Origin of the sequence: Stenomitos frigidus ULC18 (assembly GCF_003003795.1) — a bacterium.
GTDB lineage: Bacteria > Cyanobacteriota > Cyanobacteriia > Leptolyngbyales > Leptolyngbyaceae > Stenomitos > Stenomitos frigidus_A.
Genome location: NZ_PVWK01000159.1, coordinates 64,179 through 84,140 on the forward strand (window position 1 = coordinate 64,179; position 19,962 = coordinate 84,140).

Here is a 19,962-nt window from a genome sequence, read left to right on the forward strand (position 1 = left end):
TCTAATCGATGGAACAGAGCATTAATCTGGTTAAGGGTCGCTACACCGTCTGCTGGGCAAGTGCTAAAGGGTGGGCTTTGTAACCTCTGGTGCGCGCATGACGAATCAGACTGAATCTGGTGCTAGGTATCCTCCTGCTATGCTTAACCATGCTAGTGCGCGCAGTGTCATGAGTCTGCCAATTTGGCATTTCTCTTGTTAATGTGTTGAATTCTAAAGGTTGAATTCTAGACATTGGATTCTAGAGGCTAATTTGTTGCTGTGCCAGGTGGTAGTAAAGCCCTTGTTGGGCAACAAGCTCCTCATGGGTTCCTTGTTCTGCCAAATGCCCTCGATCCAAGACCAGGATGGTATTCGCGTGGCAAACGGTTGAAAGACGATGAGCGATGATAAACGTTGTCCGATCTCGGGTCAATCGAGTCAAATTTGTCTGAAAGCGTCGCTCCGACTCGGTATCCAACGAGCTGGTTGCTTCGTCCAGAATGAGGATTGGGGGATCTCCGAGCAGGGCACGAGCGATAGCAAGGCGCTGGCGCTGTCCACCCGATAAATTTGTTCCCCGCTCCCCAACTTTAGTGTTGTAGCCCAACGGCAAATGCTCAATGAACGCGTGTGCTTCTGCCAACTTTGCCACTTTAATGGCATCTTCCAGCGTGAACTTGGAGCGAAACAGCGTAATATTTTCCAAAATGGTGCCGGAAAATAAGAAACATTCTTGAGGCACCACGCCTAACTGCGATCGCAATGAGGCAGGAGAAACATGGTGAATATCGTGTCCATCAACCCAAACTCGACCGCTAACAGGCTGATAAAGCCCCTGCATCAGCTTCACTAGTGTGCTTTTACCTGAGCCGCTGCGACCAACAAGGGCGATCGTTTCGCCAGGGTGCGCCTCAAAGGAAATATTTTGTAAAACATTGTTGTCATCCTCCTGGTAGCGAAACGTTACATTCTCAAACCGGATTTCTCCCTTCAGCTTCGGTAACACGAGCATTGGCAGCTGCGACGACTCTTCCGGCTTCGCTTCAAAAACATCGTTAAGGCGTTCGACCGAAACCAGGACTTCCTGAAATTCATCCCATAAATTCACTAGAGAAAGCACGGGGCCAATCACGTTCCCAATCAGCATATTAAAGGCAACAAATTGACCGATCGTCAGCTGATCCTGAATCACCAGCGTAGCCCCATACCAAAGCAGGACAGTACTTCCCAACGTATTGATCAAGCCGCTGCTAACCTGTAGACCATTCGCCAGCTTTTGCCCCCGAAACTGTTCATTGAGTTGACGGGTAAAGCGATCTTCCCAAAGCCAACGAATTTCACGTTCAGCCGCTGCTGCCTTCACAGTAGCCACACCGGAGAACATTTCAACCAGGGCAGAGTTTTGGGCCGCTGCTTCTTTGAAGATCGCCCGCGAGATGGCTCTTAGAAAAGGACTCGCAAACACCGTTAAACCGACGATCGGAGGCAGCAGTAACAAGACCAACAGCGTTAAACGCCAGTTGTAGTAAGCCATGAGGCCAATGTAAACAACCGCTGACAGCGCATCTAACCAGGCACTCACAGCTTGCCGAGTCAGGAACAGCTGAATTTTTTGGTTCTCCTGAACGCGGGTAATAATGTCTCCTACCTGACGCGATTCAAAGAATTGCAGCGGCAGCCTGAGCGCATGATTGATAAAGCCACCGATAAAACTGAGATCCATGCGGTTGGCGAAATAATCCAGCAGGTACTGGCGAACGGCTGTCAAACCAATGCGCCAAATACCAAACAGCAGCAAGCCGATCGCAAAGACATTCAGCGTTGCAGTGCTCTTTTGCACCACAACTTTGTCCAGAATGATTTGAGTAAACAGTGGTGTTACCAAGCCAAAGACCTGAAGTAACAGCGAGGCAAAAATAATTTGCGCCAAGATGGAGCGATACGGCAAAAAAGCGCCCCAAAATCGTTTCAGAGAGAGCTTGTCATCTTCTGCCTCTTGCAAGCGTTCTGTCGGATCTGCAAGCAGCGCGTAGCCAGTCCAATTGGCTTGAAAGTCGTGACGAGACAGCGACTGCTTGCCAACGGCTGGATCGGCAAGCAGCACCCGATCGCCGTTCACCCGATAAACCACCACGTAATGATCGCTTTGCCAATGGGCAATCCAGGGATGGGACTGGTTAGCCAGACGACCCAGGCTAGCCCGCACAGGTCTTGATTGAAAGCCCAAGTCTTCAGCGGCGGCAGCCAGATTCTTGAGGGAAGCCCCAGACCGACCGACGCTAGCGAGATTGCGCAGGCGATTAAGGCTAAAGCGCTTACCCCAGTACTGGCTAATCATGGCCAGGCACGCAACCCCGCAATCCGAGGAACTTTGCTGTGCAATAAAGGGATAGTTTTGCCACAGCCCCCGCTTGCGTCGATGCAGTTTTTGCGGTTGAGGAAAGGTGATCTCAGCCAGTTCAGGTTTTGAGTTGTGTTGAGGACTGGCTGCAGAAACCTGACTGACTAGGCGATCGTCAGTTTCAGTAATCGACTGAACAGCCGCTTGAGACGGCAACAGCGCAGGCGCTTGCTGATGTCTTGCTCGCTTTACAGAGTTTTGTTTGCGCCCAAAGGCACCATTCTTTAGATGGCCATTCTGCGCTACCAAAGACGGTTCGCCAAGGCTACTTGCATCACTCGTAGCATCAGTAGAGGGAGGAAAAATGGTGGGGGCGATCGCGGTCGCTGCTTGACAGTGTTCCAACGGAAGATAGTCAAGGATGAGATCAGCTTGCGCCACCCAATCTCCAAGCATGTGCATTGGATATTCCCAAGCGTCCCCAACCCGGAGCGTTGGCGCTTGATCATCCTGCCGCTGAATGGTGCCCTGGCGGAGCCAGAAATAGCCTGCTTGCAAAGCCTCTAACCGTTCTCCCGCCGAAAGTTGCACCCTGGTTAGCAAAGGCAGTAGTTGCCGGATTTGATGACTCGTCAGTGAGTATAGGTTGGTAGACGTTTTGAGGAAGATGAGCTGTTCCCATTGCCTCGATCGCTGCAATAGTTGCTCCCGCATACCTGGAAGCCGAGGTAGCCACACCCGCAACGCTTCAACCGAAATTCGGGCTACTTGAACCGACGTCATCGCGATCGCGCGGTAAGGCGGTAACGTGCTTTCACAGCAGAGAGGATCTCCACCCACTGTTTCCCCCTTCTCTATCACTCCAACTGAAACCTCCCGCTGTTGCCTATGATCAAAACACAGCAACCGGACGCGACCTTCACACACGAGGTAGAGGAAATCTGTGGCTTGATGAGTGAAGCCAGAACTTACAAAGCGATTATCTGATGAATGTAAGATCACGTCCCCAAGCTGAAACGTGCAAAGTTCGCAAGCCTCTACAAATTCGAGAGTGAGTTGTCGATCCACCTCAGCAAGCAACGAAAGCTCAAGCAGAATCGATAGATTGAGTGAAGTTTTCAGTAAAGATTGAACGCTAGACGACGTGGATGCTTCTAGACCCTGACTCATAAGCTGCCCTCTCAGTAAAGATAGCGGTTGAGAGCCTATCCCTTTTCCAGGACAGATCGCTCAGCCCATTTCTAAGTGGCAGAAAATTTTTCTGCAGTGGATAATGACTTAGAAAAGGAAGTGAAAGACCGAAAACACTCACCACACCACGAATCAATTCTTTCCCAAACAGTTGGGAAAGCCCCTCCATTTGTGATACACGTTTGTGCTCAATGATACGAGCACTTCAACCATGAAAATGCTTATTATCATGTATAAATAGTGCTAGTTGTTTGAGCGATGGGGGTTGCTTTTCTACCTCAAATAAGGATGCATTCTCACTAATCGTTAACTGCAAAGAGTTAACTGCAAAGAGGCGCTCAGGGAACATCGATTAAGTGACAGCAACTTAGATGTGCCGTGTTAATAGACGCAAGGTAAAGACCAGAATACTTAGTAAAAAAAAGGCATGAGATTGGTAAGTAGTGTTATGTAGAAGAGGCAGAGAAAAACAGATCAAGACAGCCAGGCTGTGGCTGCAAAGCTCCTGCTAACGATTAATTGTTCTCTAGCTTTTCCAAAACAGAACTCCCAGTGGATAAACAGGCTGTAGCTTTATTCCCGCAAAAGAAATTTAGTCGAATCTTTGACGAAATGTCAAGTGATAATGACAACTATTGCTTACCTTCATCAAAACTTTACAGAGAGTCGTATCACCCGATACAGACACGCTATCGGATGTGGATGCGGGCTGCATTGCCCTTCTGGCAGCGATTTAAGAAAATAGCTTGCTACCTTGAGCGGAATTTATTGAAACTTAAGATACAAATTTTTGATGACTCAATCGAAAAGTCTCCCTCAAGCGCACCCTCTAAAAATCAGCTTTCGCTTGCAGCTAAACCCTTAACGTCAAAGAGGCAGCGGAGCTGATTTGCATGCGGTTCTTCGATTTCAGGCTGTTTATTATTCGCATCAGTCTGCAATAAGCTATTCTGATCAGTTTTACTTTTTGTCTAACAGGCAAATTACAGGCGACTCAATTTACAGATCCCAAAATAAAGTGAAATTGGTAGCCCGATCGATGTCGGCGATTGGTGTTAGGCAAATAGTATGGTGTCTCAAACAAAGTTGATCGAATTAAGGGACAGGCGTAGAAATAACGTGCCAGTCAACCACAAACTTTGGTAGGGGCATGGCAGTGCCATGCCCCTACGCTGGGATACTATTTGTTTGCAAGTCCCTAAGCTCTGACGAGATCGCTTCAAGCAACGAGATTGGCAACGAGATTGATGGCGATCGTTCGCCTCTCTAAAAAAAATGCGCCACTACCGAATGGGACGTGTTGGATGTGCGATCGGCATTTTCTGTAGGTTTACCCGATCGTTTCCAACACTCTACCCGATCGCTTCCGACTGACGCTTTGCAGTTGAGTTCTTATGCTGAATAAGTGCTAGCAATTGCAAGGCTAGCGGCAACCGAGTGTCCTGTTGCTTGAATCTATGGCTGACTGTCATTTACTGTCATTTGGCAGTCAGCTGTTTATAAGTTTGGGCTGAATGCGCAGCATCAGTCACAACAACGCTGCCAATCAATTCGCATTGATCAAAGGAGCCGATGATGGAACTGAACACTGCCTGGAATGCACAGGCTGGAATTTTCGCTGCACTGGAAACGCCGACTTCTATGCCTACTTGGCTGGCGCAGTCGCACCCGTTGGATACAAACGTCGGTTGGAGTCAAACAAGGCTTGGCGAACACGCTGCTTCACTGGAAGCTAGCCATACTGCTAGCACAGGGACGCCCTCTCTTATTCAACAAGATCTTTATTTTGGGCAGACTCGCTCTAATGGCTGTCCGATTTCTGAGGCTGAGTTTCAACGCTTTGTAGACAGCATCATTACTCCCCGTTTCTCAGCCGGATTGACCATCTTTAATGCTGAAGGTCAACTACGGAAGTATTCAGGAGAAGACGGCATCACGGTCATCACGCTTTATGCAGAAGACACGTCCGAAAGCCAGGCGGCGATCGACCAGATTGTGAAGCGCTACCGCCAACAATTTGGTGCCAGCGTTTTGCAGGTGACGAATGAAGACGAGCTCAAAGTTGGCTTCGGGGTCGATGAGAATTTAATCGACAATGATCCAGTACCTGAACTCATTCAAGTTGATTTGTCTTTTGGGCGGAACATTGGCAATGTGGAAGGCGTTTCACAAAAACAGTTTCAAGCGTTTGTCGATCGAGAGATTACACCACGTTTCCCATTGGGATTGACCAATTTTGATGCCAAAGGACAATTTTTATCTGGTAATGGTCAGTTGATTCGAGAGCCCTCTGAAACGATCAGCCTGATTATCGAAGATACACAAGCCAATGAAACAGCGATCGATGAAATTGTGGCTGCATACATCAAACAGTTTCAGCAGGAAAGCGTTCTCATTGCGGTCAATGAAGACATTACGGTTGCCTTTGGCCCAACCCAGGATTTGATTGACAACGACCCGATACCAGAACGAATTCAAGTCGATTTGTTCTTCGGGCGCAATATTGGTGGTGTAGAAGGGGTATCAGAATCACAGTTTCAGGACTTCCTCAATACCGCTGTTGGAGGATACTTCAAGCAATTTACGGTGCTTGATGCCGATGGACAGTTTCTCTCTAGTACCGATGACTTGGTTAGGGAGCGATCGAAGGAAGTGAGTCTGGTGATCGAAGACACGCAAGCAAATGAGAATGCAATCAATGCAGTCGTTTCCGACTACATCAAACGGTTCCAACAGGAAAGTGTTCTGGTCGTGGTTGATGAAGACATTCGTGTGAACCGCAATCCAGCTAAATCTAAACGATGGGACACAAACAACACACGTTGATTGGAACCCAATTGACTGCTGCGAAATGATGACAGTAATCGCCAATCTAACTTTTCAAACCGACATTGCGATCGCTATTTTCGGCGCTGGGGTTGTTCCGTCAGTGAATGAGGTTGCTATCAGAACCTCTAACCCATGAACGGAGCTAAAGGCAAGTGCCGTTTTCCAGACCAGGTAAGTAGTGAAAAGCCAAAGCACAATCCAAAACAAAGGAGACTCTCTATGTTGAACAATCCTGCAAACCAACTTCAAGCAAGTCGCGGCTCTCTGCAAGACGGTCATGACGATCGCCTCTCTGCTGAGGTTGATACCGTAATCCCTGCAACTCTTCAGACCCTAGAAGAAACCGATGAACTGCTTGGGGCAGCGATCGGTGATGGCAGAGTATTCGTCGGCCCAGAAGCATCGCCTCCCTTCCCCGAAGGGATAGTCGCCGATGAAAACCGCGTCTACGTTGCAGGTCCAGCAGCGTTTGGTGATAACGGAGGGCGACCTTCGGAGGTTCGAGTCTTCCATCGGCTCTCTGGCAAACTCCTCACGATTATCCTTATCCAGGGAGAGCAACTGTCTGAGATTCATGGTGTCGCAGGCTTGACAGTAGACAGCCAGAACCGTGTCTACGTGGTGAGCAACCAGCTTGGCATCGTCCGCCTGAGCCCACATGGCAATGCCTACAAGCAGGAAATCTACTCGCCTGTTCTGCCGGAAGTGAACTGCAACCCAGCGCTTCCTCCATCGCTGCCGTGCTCGCTTCCAAACGAGATCACTTTTGGCCCCGATGGCTATCTCTACTGGAGCGACTCATTCCAGAACATCATTTTCCGGGTTCCGCCCGGTGGCGGGGTTGCCGAGCGATGGTTCCACAGTGATCGGCTCGCTGGCTCCGTGTCCGCTCCGTTCCCGGTTGGCCCCAATGGCATCAAGGTCAGCCCGAATGGAACGGAGATGTACATTGCAGTCACCACTTCTAACACGTCACCTGGCGGCGCAATCTACAGATTAGCCTTCGTTGCTGCCCCTCAGGAAAGAGACCTCAAGCTTTTCCACCAATATACACAAGGCGAGATGCCAGACGGCATTGCGTTTGGCAAGTCCGGCAAGCTTTACGTCGCGCTCCAGTCTCCGAGCGGGGTATCGATCCTGAACCCTGACGGGACAGAGGGGGCACGGCTCGCAGGTCCACCCAATAGCCCGATCGCCTACGATGCCCCAGCGGACTTCGCGTTCGATCAGCGGGGTTCGGTGCTTGTAACCAACCATGCTCTGTTTAGTGGCAACCCAGCATCGTTTGCCGTACTCAAGGCCTTTGTAAAGGATCGAGGAGTGGATGTTAATGTCCCTCACCTTCCCTAGAAAGCCTTGCAAGGAAATCGTAGACAATCCAGTACAACAAGGAGTTTGAAAAGATGCAACGGGTACTTGAATTCATCGAACAAAAAAAGCAAGCTTATGCGCAACTGCCATTGTTTGACTTTATGCAAGATCAAAGCATTCCACCGCTTCAACGATTAGGGTTTGCACCTTGTATGGCACATTTCATCATGAGCTTTGGAGATTTGAATAAATATGTGTTTCGGGAAAAGGAAACAACCAATCAGCTGCATGATTTGATTAATGAGCACACCTATGAAGATGATCACCACTGGCCGTGGTTTCTGACCGATCTGAAGAAGTTAGGTTTTTGCCAACCGCAGAGTTTTACTGAAGTGATGCGTTTCTTGTGGGGTGAAGAGACTAAGGTGACACGCCAACTGTCTTATCAGCTTTCTGCCTACACATTACAAGCTCAGCCAATTCAAAAGATTGCGATTATTGAAGCGATCGAGGCAACAGGAAATGTATTGTTTAACTTGACGACTCGAATTGCCCTGGAAATTCAGGCCGAGACGCAACAAGAATATCAATATTTTGGCGAGTTTCATTTCAAGCTAGAAACTGGACATGCCGTTGGAGACGCAGATTCTGAAGCAGTTCTAAAAAACATTGAACTTTCTGATGATGGTTTGCAAGAGTGTTTTGACTTAGTCGAAAAGGTGTTTGAGATGTTTACAGAATGGGCTGAAGAATTGCATCTTTATGCCTGCAAGCATTCAGTACCGACGTTGCCAACATTACTTTACTCAGGCTCTTCCAGCCCAAGTAATGCTCAAACGCCCTCTCCTCACTACTGACCATCGACCTGAATCATCAAGGAGTTTTCTCATGGCTGAAATTGAAATTTACAGTGCGGCGCTTTGTCCGTTTGCTCATCGATCGCGCCTCACGTTGTTGGAGAAAGGCATTCCCTTTAAATTGATTGAAATTGACTTGCAAAACAAACCCAAAAACTTTAAAGAGATTTCTCCTTACGGCAAAGTGCCTGTACTTAAGCGTGGCGATCAGCGAGTGTGGGAATCGACTATCATCAATGAGTATCTGGACGAAACCTTTCCAGATCCACCGCTGTTACCCAAAAAAACAATTCATCGGGCTCAGGCAAGGCTTTGGATCAATTTTGCTGATACCCGCTTGTTTGCAGCGTCTGGCAAATTGCTCTATAGCTCAGAGCCGCAAAACTACGCAGCGGTCGCAAAAGAGTTGACTGAACACTTGCAGTTTATTGAACAGGAAGGATTGCAAAAAATGTCAGCAGATGGCCCCTACTGGTTTGGCAAAGAAATCAGCTTAGTTGATTTGACCTATTATCCTTTCTTTGAGCAGTGGGCGGTGCTGGAACATTTTCGAGGTGTGCAATTTCCAACCGGACTCGACCGCCTGAAGCAATGGTGGGACGCCATGACAAACCGTGAATCTGTGCGCGCGATCGCCCATCTTTCAGGATTTTATCTCGAACGGTATGGTCAGCTTGAGAAAATTCGCCTTGAGCAGACCCGCAAAGCTCAGACAGCCAACCTGAGATAACTTGAGCGGCATCAAGCCGCCAATTCAACTTATGAGTGCTCATCTACCAACTTTTTACTTGAATCTCTCTCTGAGATCTCCACTGCTTTGGAGAAATTGGAGGTTTCACCCAAAATAACATTGAAGAACATCATGAAAGCCACATCACGCTCAGCAACGATCTTTCAACCCAATCAGGGTAAAACGCTTTTCTTGTTAGGTAACACCGTTACGTACAAATTTGACGACCAGGTTCAAGGCACCAAGCTTTATGAGTTTGTCGGTACCGCCACGAGCGAACTCCCCCCGTTACATACGCATCCGTGGGATGAATGGTTTTACTTTCTAGACGGGGAGGTCGCGTTTCAGGTAGGCAGACGGCTAGTGCAAGCGATACCAGGCAGTGTTGTGCATCTACCGGCAGGCGTAGCGCACACATTTCATATCAAATCGTCTCAAGCCAAATTTCTGGTGGGGGTTTCCAGCGTAGCAGCAGAGCAGTATCTCAAAGATCTGGCTGCAGCCGCCCAGAAACGGGAGCTGTCTTCCTCTGAATTGATTGCGATCTCCCAAAGACACGGCATCCAGTTTGTTAACTGACAGACGTGAATTGAGTCGAGCCAGCAATCAGGAGATGAGTGTTTACGAGCGATCGCCCAGTCTCAGGAATTTGACCTCAAATGGTGTAGTTAATTGACCCAAGCTAGAAAAGCTTAGAGATGGAAATTAAATAACATCAATTTTTGTCGATTGGGTTGAGTGGTGAAACCTAACTTCTGTGAGAGTGTTGGGTTACCCTGCGGGAAGCAAGCGGCAGACTTCTTGGCACTGCTTTCAGCCGCTCTACCGTATGCAAGTCGCCTGTGATTGTGGGCGATCAGTGAAATATTTGTGCCTTTTGGGCTCGTATGCAAGAACTATCAACGTGAAGTAGGCTAAATGATGAATGTAGAAATTGTTCCTTGCTCTGTTGAACATCTTGAAACGCTGCTTGCGGGCGCAGATACTTTTCTAAGCACTTACGGGTTGCGAGCGATCGATGGCTACATGCCGTTTGAAGGGGCACTTCAGTACCTTCTGACCCAGATGCAAGGTTCGCAAATGTGGCATCCCTGGCTTCCGTACCAGTTCCTTTTTCATCCTGATCAGGCATTGGTTGGGCTTGGAGGCTTCAAGTCGGTTCCCGACGCTAAGCGCACAGTTGAGATTGGTTATTCTGTTGCCCCAAAATATCAGGGCAGGGGCTTTGCAACCTCTGCGGCACGTCAGTTGATTGAAATAGCGTTTGAGTCAAAGCTCATTGACTGTGTTTGCGCCCATACATTGGCAGCACCGAATGCCTCAACCTGGGCATTGCAGAAGTGTGGGATGACTAAAGTCTTAGAGACTGTTGATCCTGATCATGGAATGGTGTGGAGATGGGAAATCAATCAGTAGTAGAGCGCACACTACACACCTTAAAGGGCTTCCGGACTGGTTTGATGATGGTTACTATTCAACCCGCACAACAGCACCACTTTGCCGCGATCGCCGATCTCAACGTTGAGGCGTATCGTGAGTATGCCGCCTATTTAACTACTGAAGCATGGACGACAATGCAGACCAGCCTACGGTCAGTTGAAAGGCTGGCTCAACAGCAGACTTTTCTTGTGACCTTGATCGCCAACGATCTGGCTGGTTCGATCGCCTATTGTCCGCCTGGTAATTCGCTCGCACCCATTCCATCAGACTGGGCATCCGTTTTATTACTCGCCGTTTCACCATGTTATCGCAGGCAAGGCATTGGGCGATCGCTCCTCTACGCCTGTATTCAACAAGCTAGAGAGGATGGCGCACAGACAGTAGGACTCTACACCAGTGAAGTCATGACAGGTGCGTGTCAACTCTATGAGTCTTTCGGTTTCTGCAAAGATAGCGAAATCCCGCAGCGGCTTGGATTGAAGTATTGGCGCTACAGGTTCGACCTTACAGCCATTTTGTCTAATGGTTGAGCCGAACAAATGCAGGCATATCCATCGTTCTCTTAATGCCATAGTCTCTTAATCAAAGCGGTTTTACCATGATTCATCACCTTTCCATCACGGCTCACAAGCCCCAGCATGTTGCCCAGGTTTTAGCGGAGTTATTTCAGGGAGAGTCCTTTCCCTTTCCTGCGCCTAGCTTTCCTGATAGCTATGTGGCTGTTCCCCTTGACGCCTACGGAACGACTGTTGATGTGCATCCATTCATGACCGAACTGATTCCTGGTACTGAAGCGAATGGTTTTCAGCATCAGCAGAACCCTGATTCATCAAGCTATACGGCTACTCACGCCGCAATTTCAGTGCCAACCCGTGAGGAGCAAATTCGGGCGATCGCGGCTCGTGAAGGTTGGCGGAGCGTTGATCGAGGTGGCTTTTTTGATGTGATTGAAGTTTGGCTCGAAAATCGCGTCTTGATTGAACTGCTATCGCCTGCGTTCGCTTCCCAATATCTCGCTTTTATGGAAGCGCAGCGATTAAAGCAATTTCTCACCACTGCAGCTTTAAAGAGGATGGTTCACCATGCAAACTAAACTATTTGAGGACGTGCTTCAGTTCTGGTTCCCTTATGGCTTTGATCGCGATCAGGCAACGCTGGTAAAGCAGTGGGAACGATGGTTTCGCGGCGGCATGGATACTGAAATAATCGAGCATTTTGCACTGTTACTGGAGCGAGCAACGCGAGGCGAACTGGATCATTGGTCGCGTGAGCCACGATCGCGACTGGCGCTGATCATCGTTCTCGACCAGTTTTCACGCACGATCCATCAGGGAACCGCTCAAGCATTCGCACAGGATGAGAAGGCGTGTGCATTGGCGATCGCAGGAATCGGCATGGGTCACTATGCGTCGCTTAAGACCGTCTGCGAGAAAACCTTCTTCATCCTGCCACTGGGACATTCGGAGTATCTCAGGAACCTGGATCTGGTCGTCACGCTTGCCGATGAATTAGTGCAGGAGGCACCCCAGGAGCATCGTCCAATGCTGGCGTTTTCCGCTTCGCAAGCACGCCGACATCGGGACGTGATTGCACAATTTGGTCGTCACCCTCATCGTAACGAGGCTTTGGGTCGCCAATCTACCTCAGGGGAACTGGAGTATCTCGCGACTGGGGAACTTGTCCATACGCGATCGATGCCACCCCATCTGTCGCAATTTCTCGCGTAGAGCGAGGTTTGAACGCGATCGCTATCATGATCTAGAAGCAATTGGAGAAAAAAGATGACTCGTTTTCTAGTTGGAACCATCCCGATTATTGGACATGTCAGTCCAGCTTTGCCAATCATACGTGAATTGGTTAAACGGGGACACGATGTGGTTTGGTACACCGGACAGGTATATCAAACCACCGTTGAGCAAACAGGAGCGCAATTTGAACCGATTCGCAGCTGGCTCGATTATTCAGATCTGAAGAACGTTCCTGCCGCCTTGATGGATCAACGTGAAGCGGCTAAGGGCATAGAACAATTGAAATTTGATCTGAAGAACTTTTTCATCGATCCGGCTGTGGGACAAGTCAAGGATCTTTCAGACATTCTGGATCGGTTTCCAGCAGATATTTTGATCGCCGACTCCATGTTTCTGGGAGTCTCCTGGCTGGCAGAACAAAAACGGCTTCCCTGGGCAGAGTTTGGCACTTCTGCCTTAGCCCTCAGCAGCCGAAACACGGCTCCTTTTGGGTCAGGGTTACAACCTAGCAATACGGTGTTCAGGCGATTGCGGAATCACGGTTTGAGGTATTTTTTCAACAAACGGTGCTGCGCCAGTTAAGAGCTTACACCAACGATGTGCGATCGCAGGTGGGATTGCCTCCTAGCCCCGTCTATTTCTTCGATCGGTTGTCTCCTTTTCTCTATCTGTCCCCCAGCATTCCAGCGTTTGAATATCCTCGTAGTGAATTGCCCTCGCAAGTTCACTTCATCGGGCCCTTACTGTCTCGTCCAACGGCAGCATTCAAGCCTCCCACCTGGTGGGATGAACTGAAGGGCAATCGACCCGTTATTCATGTCACTCAAGGCACGATCGCTACGAATTTAGACGATTTGCTGGTGCCCACTCTACGCGCATTAGAAACGGAGGATGTCCTGATTGTTGCAACGACTGGTGGAACAACGACTGATGCGCTCAAGCTCAGGTCTTCGAGCACTAACGTCAGAATTGAGCCCTTTATTCCCCATGCTCACTTACTGCCGCATGTGGATGTAATGGTGACGAATGGTGGCTACAACGGGGTGCAAATGGCGCTAGCGAATGGCGTTCCTCTCGTGGTGGCAGGGCAAACCGAAGAAAAACCAGAGGTTGCTGCACGGGTGGAATGGGCGCAAGTGGGCATTAATTTGAGAACCCAAACTCCCACTCCCGCGCAGATTCAAAAAGCGGTTAAAACACTGCTGATGGATTCTAGCTATCGTACTCGCATCAAACAATTTCAAACTCAAATGCAACAGTATGATACGCCTGCGATCGCGGCTACGTTGCTGGAGCAATTAGCTAATACAAAACGACCTGTACTGAAGACATGATGATGAATCGCTACAAGCATCTACTCGCACAATGGAGGCCGTTGCCCCATCCAAATCGGCTATTATGGAGTTTGGCGATCGGGCTCACGACGGGATCATTGGGAGTTGTTTTTGCCCTTTCCTATGCCGCCCTCATTTTCTCCGGCAATCTCACTGGACAATTGTCAACGGGGTTTGGACTGGTGTTGTTTAGCGTTGCCACTACACGCATGATTGTGGCGCTGACCAGTTCCTATCCTGGCATGGTTGCTGACCTCAGCACCGTTCCTACCGCCATCCTTGCCTGGAGTGTTGGTATGGTCGTTCGCGAACTCCCAGTTGGCACTTCACCGGGTGAAGTGCTGGTTACTGTTTTAGCCACTATTGCCCTCACATCAGTTTTGACGGGCAGCGTTTTGTTGCTATTGGGTCTTTTTCAGTTGGGTGAGTGGGTGCGGCTGATGCCTCGCTCTGTGGTGGGTGGGTTTGTCGCCAGCACTGGATGGCTACTGGTGAAAGGCGCGATCAAACTGATGACCAATCAAACGCTGGATTGGGCACACTTACCAATGCTCATCCAACCGCAGGTGTTCCTTCACTGGTTGCCGGGATTGCTGCTGGCGCTCTATCTGCTTTGGCTTTCCAGGTATCCTTTGCATCCCTTAGCGATGATTACTAGCCTTGTGGCGGCGATCGCAGTGTTTTACGGCTTGTTATCACTAAGCGGTATCTCACCGAACCAAGCCATTGTTCACGGTTGGACGTTGCCTATCGCCAATGATCAGGGTGTTCAGACGCTCTGGCAGAGTTTGAGTCATCTACATTTGGGGTTGATTCATTGGCCCGCGATCGCCAAGCAGTGGATGTGTATCGCTACCGCTATTGTGACTGCAGCGATCTCACTGTTGATGAATGTCAGTGGGTTGGAATTGGTGACTAAACGACCGATCGATTTGAACCAGGAATTGAAAGTGGCTGGTGCTACCAATCTCTTGCTGGGTCTATCGGGCGGCATTCTCAGCTTCCAATCTCTGAGTAAATCCGTGTTATCCCACAAGCTCGGCAATCGCGATCGCTTTCCCACACTGGCTGACTCCGGCCTATGCATCATTTTGCCACTGCTGGGTTCCTCGTTCCTGTGTTATTTTCCCAAACCCGTGTTAGGTGGCTTGCTTCTCTTTCTGGGGCTATCGTTGCTGTTGGAATGGGTGTATGCAGCCTGGTTTAAGCTTTCCAGGGTTGACTATGGGATTGTTCAACTGATCTGGATGACCAGCAGCACCATTGGTTTTTTGCAGGGGCTGACACTTGGTTGGCTGCTGGCAGGCGGTCTGCTGCTATTTAACTCCAAACGTCTCTTGCGGCAGCTTGGCAAATGAATCTAATGCTCAAGCGCTCCTAATGCCCTTAGAGTTGCCTTTTGAGTGTCCGTCAAACCTTTGATCTCTGTAATGTCCATGCCTTCATAGGGACGATCGGCTTTTAAGGTATTAAGGCATTGACCCGTTGCTAGATCCCAGAGCTTGATGGTTTCATCCTGGCTGCTGCTGGTGAGATAGCCATCTGACGTGAACGCAACCGCCGTGACAACGTTGGTATGTCCCCGCAAGATCTGCAAACAATTGCCTGTCTTAACGTCCCACAGCCTCACGGTTTGGTCAGTACTGGCGCTGGCTAACCACTGCCCATCGGGGCTGAACACGATCGACCAGATGCGGCTAGAATGCCCTTGCAGCGTTTGTATACACGTCCCAGTCTCCACATTCCATAGCTTAATTGTGTGATCGCCGCTGCCGCTAGCAAGGGTTTGACCATCGGGACTAAAGGCAACCGTCCAAACCCAGTTGGTATGTCCTTCTAAGGTTTGCAGGCATGCGCCCGTCATCCCATCCCACAGCTTCACCGTTTGGTCATAGCCGCCACTGGCAAGCAGCAGTGCCGTTCTGACAGACGGCACAGGACTAAAGGCAACTGAGCAAACCCAACTGGTGTGTCCTTGCAGCGTTTGGTGGCACCGTCGTGTGGCGACCTGCCATAGCTTCACCGTCTGGTCATCACTGCTGCTGGCAAGCCATTCACCATCGGGACTGAACGCCACCGACCAGATCCGGCTGAGGTGCTCTCGCAACGTTGCCAGACATTGCCCTTGTCCATTACACAGCTTGATGGTGCAGTCAGCACTGCCGCTGGCGATCAGGCCCTCTACAGTGCCCTTTGCCGGGATCGCTGAGGGAGTTGGACTAACCGCGTTCTCTTGAGGGTTTGCGAAGCAAATCGTACAAACAGCATTGGTATGTCCTCGGAGCGTTTGTTCACACTCCCCAGTGCTAAGGTTCCAGAGACGGACGCAATGATCATCGTGGCTGCTGACGAGTCTGCTGTCCGTAGCGGTGAGGTTGGAGAGTGCGGCGATCGACCAAACGCGATTCGTACAGCCTGTTAGCGTGCGACAACAGCGACCACTTTCGCTATCCCAAAGCTTAATGGTGTGGTCACCGCTACCACTGGCAACCAGCGATGTGTTGGGATGAGCGGCCACTGAACGCACCCAACTGGTATGCCCCGACAAGATCTGGCGACAGGTTCCTGTTTGCCAATCCCAGAAACGTACGGTGCGATCCTCACTGCCGCTGATGACCGTTCGCCCATCGGCACTGAAGGCGATCGAGCGCACCCAGCTTTCATGTCCTTCCATAATTTTCAGACAGTCCCCTGTCTGCACATCCCATAGCCTGATGCTTTGGTCACTACTGCCACTGGCAAGCCACCGACCATTGGGGCTGAAGGCGATCGACCACACGCGATCGTGATGTCCGTTCAATGTGCGTTCACACTTCCCGGTCTTTAAGTTCCAGAGCTTAATCGTATGGTCATCGCCAGCACTGGCCAGTAGCGATCGATCCTGCTTGTCAGGGTTCCTAGAAAGGGGACTAAACGCAACAGAGCGCACCCAATTTTGATGGCCTTTCAGGGTCGTTAAACAGTGACCTGTTTGCACATTCCACAGTTTCACCGTCCAGTCTTCACTACTGCTAGCTAGCAATCGCCCATCGGGACTAAAGGCAACGCACCAGATCGGGCTGGGATGTCCTTCCAGCGTTTTGAGGCAGGCACCCGTTTCCACATCCCACAGCTTCACAGTGTGGTCTTCACTGCCACTTGCCAGTCGTTTACCGTCTGGACTAAACGCGATCGACCAGACCCAACCGCTATGCCCTTTGCCAATCAACACCGTTTCGCCATCCGCGACTCGCCATAGCCGCACGGCACTGTTCAAGTCGCCACTTGCTAGACAGTCTCCTGATGGGCTAAAGGCGATCGCAAGTGGTATGGCAAGGGTTTCAGTAAACACTGATTCAGAAAACTGCGAGCCCGTAAAATCGGTTTGATGCAAGTCCACACCTTGGAGACAGGCTTGCCAGATCGCCAAGTGCGAAAAATCGTAACCGTTCAAACTGATGCCTAATTCATGCAGCAGATTGATGAGATTGCCACCCATATACCCGATCGCCAGCGAATGGCGGCGTAGGCTAGAAAGCACTCCCTGCAAATGGCATTCCAGGTTGTTGATTGATTGAAAATAATTTTCCAACCGTATCGCCAGAGGAGCCAGCAACACTCGGATTTGACTCTCCCGCAAATAATCCTCGGTGCGAGCTTGAATCAATGCATGGGTGCAGAGGAGTGGGAGGGTGGGAGGGTGAGAGCGCAGGAGCGTCTCGTGATGTTCGATTTCCCAGGTTGTGATTTCTGCAAACACGCGATCGAGCAACTGTTCGGTCACATATTCCATCACAACTGGTTGGAGCGTAAAGCGCCCGTCTCGTCGCTCGATCAACGATCGCTGCCAGAGTGAGATCAAGGCTTCTAGCAGTGCCGTCTGCGAGGGCGAGGGCATTAAAGCGGAGCGTAATTGATTTAACGAAACCCACTCTCGACCAATGGCAAGCCAGTAGATGATGTGCCGTTCTAGCTCGGACAGGCGTTGAAGCTGCTCATCCAGCAGAGTGCGAATGTCACCAAAGGCGATCGCCCCCTGTTGGAGGAAAGGCGTCAATTGTCCCTCAAATAAATCTCGCACCACGGACGAAACAATCTTGATGGCAAGGGGGTTCCCAGCATACTGGTTCGCCAAGATGCTCCAGTCTTGATGGGAACGAGCAAGACACCCATTCGTCTGACAGATGGCTTGAATCGCGGTCGCCTCCAGCCCAGTGAGCCGCAGGGTGCGAATCGGTAGGGTTTCGCCCTCCAGCATGGCTAGCAGATTCGGTTGCTCCCGGCTGGTTAACAGCACGTGGCTAGCATGATGTTCTACGCCGATCCGCCGCAACAATTCACCGTAAGCTTCATACCCTTCCCGATACTGCCCAGCTTGACTGTGAGCCTGACTGTTGGCCGGTAACCCAACACCCTGACTATTGGCCGGTAACCCAGCACTATGACTGCTCAAAACCGCATCAAAATTATCCCAGATCAGCAAGCAGCGGCAAGCCCGTAGACCTGCCATCACGCTGGTGATCTGGGACTCCAGGCTCATGGGTAACGGTGTTGTGTGCTGGCCTGGAAGCAGTTGCATGACGTGTGCTAGAACATCTGCGATCGCGGGCGCATTACGGAGCGACTGCCAAATCAGCACATCAAACTCATCTTGCAGCAGGTGTGCCAGCTTGGTGACCAGGGTGGTTTTGCCCATACCGCCCATACCTAAGACCGTGACTAGGCGGCAACCATCCTGCAAAAGCCACTGCTTTAGGAGCGTTAACTCCGACGTGCGGCCATGAAACACCGAAACATCGATCGCTTCTCCCCAGTGTTGCCGCAAAGGGCTACTGGTTAGTGCTAGCTGTGGTTCATCCAGCCGCATACCGTGATCAGTTTTAACGTCGCTAAGAGCCACGCTCGATCGTGCTGGCTCTCTTGATTCAGGCTGAAAAATTAACGTACTCGACTCATGCCCATCCGCTTTCTGAAGTAGCTGTCGGTGCAGCACCGTTTGCACATTTTTCTTGTTGACCTGCTCTCCAACCGCCTGGCTAATTTGCTGCCACAGTTTAGAGCCTACATCGCGAGTATGACCTGTATCGTAGCCAATTTGCTCAGCAATTTCTGGGTAGGTCCATCCAGACCAGGCATAACGAAAAACCTGTGCCTGAACATCTCTGAGTTTTTGCCCTTCCAGTAAGCGATCCACTAGAACTAGGGCTTGCTCAACGTCCATTGTGAAGACTCTACTCTCATCACTAATCATTATTCGCCTCCCACATTGGGGAACACGACAATATGCTTCTCAATGATGTCGCTCATCCTACTTACATCTGAATAAAGAAAACTGCACCCGATCGGGTGAGAATTTTGAGGCATAAGGTGAATTGATCCTTCAACATCTGTCCACAAACTTCAACATCTATCTACTAAAGAAACTACAAAGAAAACGGCTTTGCTGAAACGTCTCAAGCGGCGGCAACAGGTTTCACTCGTCCGGAAGCCTGCAGGGGCATTTTGGTTAAGATATGATGTCTGTTCAGAGTGATGGAGCACTGTGGGTCGTTCAAGCAAAGCAACACCATCAACGCGATCGCCCAAAAAGCCTCGCCAGGCGCGTGATCCAGAAGCGACGAAAGCACAGATTCTCAATGCAGCAGAGGAAGAGTTTGCGCGGCATGGGTTAAGCGGGGCACGTATGGAAGCGATCGCCGCTGGCACAGGCGTCACCAAAGCCATGATCTACTACTACTTTGAGAACAAAGAGCAGTTGTATCAGGCTGTCTTGCAGCGCCCGGCCAATGAGCTACTGGATGCGATTAAACAGTTACCCCTGGATGACTTGTCTCCAGAAAAAGCGCTGGAAATGCTAGTGAGAGGCGCGATCGCCCATGAAGCGGCCCATCCCTATCAGCAGATGATTCTCTTTCAAGAAGCGAGTCAGAACCGTGGCAAATATTTTGAGAAGGCAGGTTGGCAGGCTCCTTTTGCCTACCTCCTCAAAATTCTGGAACGTGGCATGGCAGACGGCACTTTCCGTCCCGTTGATCCCTGGCTGACGGCGATTAACATTGCAGGGGTGTGCAATTTTTACTTCACAACCTATGACAACGTAAAACATCTTGCCCCAGATTGGGATTTTCGCAATCCAGCAATGGTTGAGCGCCATACACAAGAGGCAATTGCGTTTATCCTGGCAGGCGTCAAACGGCAGACGTGAGGATCATTGACACGC

Annotated in this window: 15 protein-coding genes; 13 read left to right on the forward strand and 2 right to left on the reverse strand. The window is 50.2% G+C overall.

The genetic code is table 11. The annotated features are described in order from the left end of the window. Positions 1-241: 241 nt before the first annotated feature. Positions 242-3,163: a peptidase domain-containing ABC transporter gene (locus tag C7B82_RS29920; protein WP_245940161.1), complete on the reverse strand. Its 2,922-nt coding sequence runs from the start codon at positions 3,161-3,163 to the stop codon at positions 242-244. 1,926 nt (positions 3,164-5,089) lie between these two features. On the opposite strand from C7B82_RS29920, the gene C7B82_RS29925 reads away from it, so the two are divergent. From C7B82_RS29925 to C7B82_RS29980, 12 genes are all read left to right on the forward strand, one after another. After that, positions 5,090-6,340 carry a DUF3574 domain-containing protein gene (locus C7B82_RS29925; protein ID WP_181357778.1) on the forward strand — a complete coding sequence of 417 codons (1,251 nt, stop codon included), beginning with the start codon at positions 5,090-5,092 and terminating at the stop codon, positions 6,338-6,340. A gap of 222 nt (positions 6,341-6,562) precedes the next feature. Beyond that, positions 6,563-7,693, forward strand: a complete 1,131-nt coding sequence (locus tag C7B82_RS29930; RefSeq protein WP_181357780.1) for an SMP-30/gluconolactonase/LRE family protein — start codon at positions 6,563-6,565, stop codon at positions 7,691-7,693. A gap of 53 nt (positions 7,694-7,746) precedes the next feature. Next, positions 7,747-8,511: a hypothetical protein gene (locus C7B82_RS29935; RefSeq protein ID WP_181357782.1), complete on the forward strand. Its 765-nt coding sequence runs from the start codon at positions 7,747-7,749 to the stop codon at positions 8,509-8,511. A 31-nt stretch (positions 8,512-8,542) separates the two neighbouring features. Next, positions 8,543-9,241: a glutathione S-transferase family protein gene (locus C7B82_RS29940; RefSeq protein WP_106260881.1), complete on the forward strand. Its 699-nt coding sequence runs from the start codon at positions 8,543-8,545 to the stop codon at positions 9,239-9,241. A 132-nt stretch (positions 9,242-9,373) separates the two neighbouring features. Beyond that, positions 9,374-9,820: a cupin domain-containing protein gene (locus tag C7B82_RS29945; RefSeq protein WP_106260883.1), complete on the forward strand. Its 447-nt coding sequence runs from the start codon at positions 9,374-9,376 to the stop codon at positions 9,818-9,820. 342 nt (positions 9,821-10,162) lie between these two features. Next, on the forward strand, positions 10,163-10,657 hold the full coding sequence (locus C7B82_RS29950; protein ID WP_106260969.1) for a GNAT family N-acetyltransferase: 495 nt from the start codon (positions 10,163-10,165) through the stop codon (positions 10,655-10,657). Beyond that, positions 10,639-11,211, forward strand: coding sequence for a GNAT family N-acetyltransferase (locus C7B82_RS29955; protein WP_106260884.1), 573 nt, complete (start codon positions 10,639-10,641; stop codon positions 11,209-11,211). Before C7B82_RS29950 ends, C7B82_RS29955 begins: the two co-directional genes overlap by 19 nt. Positions 11,212-11,279: 68 nt before the next feature. Next, positions 11,280-11,774: a hypothetical protein gene (locus C7B82_RS29960; RefSeq protein ID WP_106260886.1), complete on the forward strand. Its 495-nt coding sequence runs from the start codon at positions 11,280-11,282 to the stop codon at positions 11,772-11,774. Continuing rightward, entirely contained in the window at positions 11,764-12,408 is a 645-nt protein-coding gene (locus C7B82_RS29965; protein WP_106260887.1) for a DUF924 family protein, read from the forward strand. Before C7B82_RS29960 ends, C7B82_RS29965 begins: the two co-directional genes overlap by 11 nt. 54 nt (positions 12,409-12,462) lie before the next feature. Then, a complete protein-coding gene (locus C7B82_RS29970; protein ID WP_106260888.1) occupies positions 12,463-13,011 on the forward strand; it encodes a glycosyltransferase in 549 nt (182 codons plus the stop codon). Further along, complete coding sequence (locus C7B82_RS29975) at positions 12,996-13,763, forward strand: glycosyltransferase (protein ID WP_181357784.1); 768 nt, start codon at positions 12,996-12,998, stop codon at positions 13,761-13,763. Before C7B82_RS29970 ends, C7B82_RS29975 begins: the two co-directional genes overlap by 16 nt. Next, complete coding sequence (locus C7B82_RS29980; RefSeq protein ID WP_219904765.1) at positions 13,763-15,121, forward strand: SulP family inorganic anion transporter; 1,359 nt, start codon at positions 13,763-13,765, stop codon at positions 15,119-15,121. Before C7B82_RS29975 ends, C7B82_RS29980 begins: the two co-directional genes overlap by 1 nt. A 2-nt stretch (positions 15,122-15,123) precedes the next feature. On the opposite strand, the gene C7B82_RS29985 is transcribed toward C7B82_RS29980, so the two are convergent. Beyond that, the gene (locus C7B82_RS29985) at positions 15,124-18,963 is read right to left on the reverse strand and encodes a WD40 repeat domain-containing protein (protein WP_106260894.1); all 3,840 of its coding nucleotides are present in this window, start codon (positions 18,961-18,963) and stop codon (positions 15,124-15,126) included. A 321-nt stretch (positions 18,964-19,284) separates the two neighbouring features. On the opposite strand from C7B82_RS29985, the gene C7B82_RS29990 reads away from it, so the two are divergent. After that, entirely contained in the window at positions 19,285-19,947 is a 663-nt protein-coding gene (locus tag C7B82_RS29990) for a TetR/AcrR family transcriptional regulator (protein WP_106260895.1), read from the forward strand. Positions 19,948-19,962 lie beyond the last annotated feature (15 nt).